The sequence below is a fragment of the Chitinophaga sp. CCNWYY40 genome, assembly GCF_037483205.1.
In the GTDB taxonomy this organism is placed as follows: Bacteria; Bacteroidota; Bacteroidia; order Chitinophagales; family Chitinophagaceae; genus Chitinophaga; species Chitinophaga ginsengisegetis.
This window is the reverse complement of record NZ_JBBHLF010000017.1, coordinates 1-5,226: the sequence shown is the minus strand read 5'-3', so window position 1 is coordinate 5,226 and position 5,226 is coordinate 1. Positions and strand designations below refer to the sequence as shown.

3 protein-coding genes are annotated in these 5,226 nt (G+C 46.2%); all 3 read right to left on the bottom strand.

The window, feature by feature from the left end:
* On the bottom strand, positions 1-3,518 hold a 3,518-nt coding region (locus V7S65_RS32165; RefSeq protein WP_336389631.1), incomplete at its 3' end, for a non-ribosomal peptide synthetase.
* Between the two features lie 31 nt (positions 3,519-3,549).
* Positions 3,550-4,566, bottom strand: a complete 1,017-nt coding sequence (locus V7S65_RS32160; protein ID WP_336389630.1) for a TauD/TfdA family dioxygenase — start codon at positions 4,564-4,566, stop codon at positions 3,550-3,552.
* 25 nt (positions 4,567-4,591) lie between these two features.
* Positions 4,592-5,226, bottom strand: a 635-nt coding sequence (locus V7S65_RS32155) for a phosphopantetheine-binding protein (protein WP_336389629.1), incomplete at its 5' end; no start/stop codon positions are given.

Here is a 5,226-nt window from a genome sequence, read left to right as displayed (position 1 = left end):
TGTTCCAGGTGGGCGCGGTTTACTGCTACACGGCTGCTTAACAACACCGACTGGTTATAATGATGCTTGTGCGCATAATTCCGGTCCATGAACCAGCGCTGTATCGGCGTGAGTACCACCCTTCCTTCCACGGCAGCTTGTTCCGGCAGGGGGTTGTGCTGCAATTGTACCTGTGTTGCCAGTTCTTCCAGTACAGGATACATTAACACGTCACCTACTTTCACGGCATATCCCCGTTGCCTCAACTGGCTGGCCAATAGAATTGCTTTGATAGAATCGCCGCCAAGATCAAAGAAGCTATCTTTTATACTCACCGCCGACTGCCTGGTCACCTCCTTATAAGCGTCTACCAGCGCCTCTTCAACCGGGTTGCGCGGAGCGATATGCTCTACGCCTGTTTCCAGATCGGTCACCGACTGTACCGGTAATACTTTCTTATTGATTTTACCATTGGGTAACAAAGGGAGATGGTCCAGCTGTACAAAGTGAACCGGCACCATGTATTCAGGAAGCTGCTTTCTTAACTCCTGTTTTAATGTCTGCTTATGTATCGCATAACCGGCAGTTACATATCCCACGAGGTGGGTTTGTTCTGCTGCTGTTTTCCAGGGAATTACTGCAGCAGCTGTAATTCCTGGCAGTGTTGTCAATGCATGTTCTATTTCGCCAGGCTCTATGCGGTACCCGCGGATCTTCACCTGTTCATCTATACGTCCCAGGTATTCAATATTACCGTCCGGCAGCCACCTGCCGATATCTCCCGTACGATACATCCGCCCATATCCTGCCGTAGCATAGGGGTTTTCAATAAATTTTTCGTTTGTCCTGTTCTCGTCCCGGTAATAACCCGCAGCCAGGCAAACACCCGCAATGCAAATCTCTCCACCGATGCCTTCAGGTACCAGTTCTCCTTTCTCATCCACCAGGTATATCCTCACGTTATGAATGGGTTTGCCTATCGGGATCTTATCATAATGATCTTTTTTCAGCTCATAATAGATACAACCAATGCTGGCCTCCGTAGGCCCGTACAGGTTAGTGAGCCGGATATGGGGATAATGCTGCCGGAAGATGTTGGCAGAAAGCACATGGATGGCTTCTCCGCCAATAACAATATCTTTCAGGCTATCGAAATGATAATCGTCTTGTTGCTGTCTTATTTCATTCACCACCTCGTTAAACAGCGACGGTACAAAGTCCGTCATCGTTACCTGGTAATCCCGGATCAACTCCGCAAAATATTCCAGGTCCAGCGGGCGGTGCTCAGATGGAATGATCGTTCTTCCTCCATTGATCAGCGGCCAGAACAACTGCCAGAGTGCACTGTCAAAAATGTGCCTCGTGGTACGCAGTACCGACTGCGCCGCAGCGACTCCGAAATAATCATTCATCCACAAAAACCGGTTCATAATGCCACGATGCATTACCACCACGCCTTTAGGCAATCCTGTGGTGCCGGAAGTATAAAACATACAAACAGGGCCTTCCGGATTTTCCCTGCTTTCAAAAAAGGTTTTCACCGGTTTCAGCTGATGATGGGAAATGACCAGCAATTGCGCCGGCCTTTTAATACCACATCTGTTGATACCTTCTTCATTGGCCAGCACAACTTTGGGATGTAGTTCCATTAGCAATGTCTCCACCCGCTCTTCCGGCCAGTTGATACTCACCGGCGTGCAAATGGCTCCCAGTTGTAACAGCGCCATAAACGCTACCACATAATCGATACCTCTCGACATCAACAATGGTATAAAGTCGCCCGGCTTAACATCATATGCTATCAGCATGGCAGCAAGCGAATGTACGTTCTCCTGCAGCTCTTCGTAAGTGATCGTTTCGTTTTCAAATACTACCGCCGTATTGCCGGGATGCAACGCTACCTGCCGGGCAAATAAACCGGTAATGGTGACATCGCGGGGATATGTTGTGGCGGTATCGTTAAATGTGAGTAACAAACGGCCTTTATCGCGCTCAGATAAATAAAGGATCTGGTTAACAGGCGTTTCCGGATGTTGCACAACATAGCTCAGCATTCCTTTGAAGTGACAGATCAGCTGGTGTACCATCGATTGCTGATAGATATCTTCATTATATGCCACCTTCATGTACAGCCCCTCTGCCATCTCCAAAAAATCAATGCTCATATCAAACTTCACCACTTCTTTGCCAAGCGTTACTATTTCATTTTCGGGGATGGCATGTACATTTTCAACCAGGCGCTTGTCCTGTAAATTGTGCAGTGATATCATCACATCAAATAAAGGGGAGCGACTCATGTCACGCTTTAATGCCAGGTCCTCCACTATTTTATCAAAAGGATACTCCTGATGCTCATATGCCGCAGAAGTAATGTTACGTACTTCTTTCAGCAGTGCACTGAAACTCTCATCTGCGTTAACATGTATCCTGAATGGCAAGGTGTTTACATACATGCCTATCTGGTTGGCCAGCTCCACCTGTTCCCGCCCGGCTACGGGGCTACCGGTAATAATATCCTGCTGACCGGTATACCTGTAAAACAGCGCATTGGTAATAGCCAGCAAACCCATAAACAAAGTTGCACCGTGTTGCTGACACAACTCCTGTAATGCTGTGAGCAGCTCATTGCTGATGATGGTAGCCACTGCTGAGCCATGATGCGCAAAAACGGCCGGCCGTACACGGTCTGCCGGTAAATTTAATAACGGCAATGGCCCTGCAAACTGTTTCATCCAGTATAGCCGGTGTTGCTCAAAAGCCGCTGTGGCAAGCTGCTCCTGCTGCCATACGGCATAGTCTTTATATTGTATCGTGAGTGGTTTGAGGTCGGGTATACGGCCTTCCCCGTATGCGTTATAGTAATTTAACACCTCTTCTGCCAGCACATTAATGGACCAGCCATCGCTGATGATATGATGCATATTGAAATAGAGCAGATGTTTGTCTGTTGCCATCCGAAACAAAGCCACCCTGAACAAAGGCCCTTTACTTAAATCAAAAAGCGTCTTCTTATCTTCCTCCATCTTTATTCCAGCTTGTGCATCCTGATCGGGCACAAGGCTCAGATCTGTAAATGCCACTTCCACATTCAGCGATGTTTCCGGCAGCACCCATTGGCGTACTACGCCGGAGGCATCTTCACGGAATACAGTGCGCAGAATTTCGTGTCTGTTCACTACCGCTGTAATGGCACGCGAGAGCTGCTCACTGCTGAAATTCCCGTCCAGCATCACACTACATGGGATATTATACGCCGTGGAGTATTGATTGATCTGGTTTAATACCCAAAGCCGCCGCTGGGAAGAAGATAATGGGTACGATGCCGCCAATGGCGCAAGAGGAATATGCGCATGGGAACCCTGCCCGGACAATCCCTTCAGATAGTTCAGCAACACTTCCCGTTTTTCCCTTATCTGGGTAATGATCTCCTCTGTCAATGTTCCCGACGGAGCTTCTATATCCAGCAAACCATCCTTATCTATCCGGATGGATATCTTCTTTCTTCTCAGTGTATCGAGGAGCACATCCTGCTCATTCATATTACAAGAATATTATCCGGTTCTGAATGCATTAAAATTCGTTATCGTAGGCAGCTTCAATAATGGCAGTTGCAATTACCCGGTCTCCGCTGTAAGGACTGCGTCCATGCGCTGCCAGCATGTTATCCAGGAAAATAATATCGCCCTTCTGATAAGGAAATACGATCTTATTTTTATCATAAGCATTTTTGATCGCGGTATATTCTTCAGCAGTAATTTCTGTACCATCACCAAAGAAAGTGTCTGATGTGAGATATTCTTCCGGTAGAAAATCATCATGTTCCATCCCGAGCTCTTCATAACGGGAAAACTTATTGAAAAACATCACATGATTAAACCATGTTTCTTCTTTCGATACCGGGTGCCTGTATACAGCTGGTTTTACCCATTCTATGATCATATGATCCTGCTCTTCAAACCGGTAGCTGATATTATTTTTCCGGCAGGTATCCTCGGCTTCGGCAAGATTCTCTGTCTGAAATACTTCCTGCCAGGGCATTCCCAGGTCGGGCAGTAGATTGCGCCTGTATTTCACTCCCTTTTCCCGAAACTTTGCTACCAGTTGCGGATCAATATCCTGTAGTACTCTCCTGGAATCTGCGATGGGTGTTTCTCCACCAGTATCAGAAGGTTTCACACAACAAAACACTATCTTCTTTCCCCACACCCTGCTATACGACGATTCATTGTGCATATTGATGCTACGGTCGTTGGGATAAGAAGTAGAGAGATAGATATTTTTTATTTTTTTATCCAGCTCCGCCCTGGGAGAAGACCTGAACATATATGGCAATGGTTCGGTATTAAAACATTTCATGAAACCATTAAATTTTTCTGCCGTATCCACATCAAATCCTCTCAGCAATATGCCGCCATGTTTTACAAGTCCCTGTTCAAACTGTTCTTTGTTATGCAACATCCATTGTACCAGATCAGTATCTCCATTCCGGGGAGTGATCAGCAAGGGGAGCAGCTGATCTCCGTTATCATGAAAGGGACGCATGCTTACAGCCGCACCGGTGTTGGGTTCCTGCAAGTTATTTTCCATATTATGTTATTTATAAGATGAATGATTACACTTTGATTTTTTCGTTTTCAGGATTATCTGCTTTGGGGAGATTGTTATTGTTAAACCACTGAATATTGAGAATTTCACCGGCGAGGCTTTCAATATTGGGAGTGGCAAACATCTTTTGTATGCTTAATTTCACACCAAATTCTTTTGATGCCCTGGCTAGTATTTTAATAGCGCTGATACTATTCCCACCCAATTCAAATAATTCATCTTTTATACCCACTTCCTGTTCTAATCTCAGCACCTCCTTCCAGATAGCCGCCAGTTTCATTTCCACATCATTGCCTGGTGGTACATAAGGCTGTTTAACTACTGCTGCAGAAAGCGGGTCTGCCTCCAGCAATTTTCCCCTGTCTACTTTTCCATTGGTGGTTAACGGGAATGCTTTTACCTGCACATACAATTCCGGCGCCATGTAATCCGGTAGTTTATCTGCGAGGTATTTTTTTATTTCTTTGGGTTGTAAAACGTCATTCATTATTACAAAAGCGATCAGCCTCCGATCGTCTCCATGCGTGCCTGCCAGTACTATTACTTCTTTTATTCCGGGATACTGTTGCAGGGCATGTTCAATTTCTCCCAGCTCTATGCGGTAGCCACGTACCTTCACCTGGTCATCCTGGCGGCCGAGGT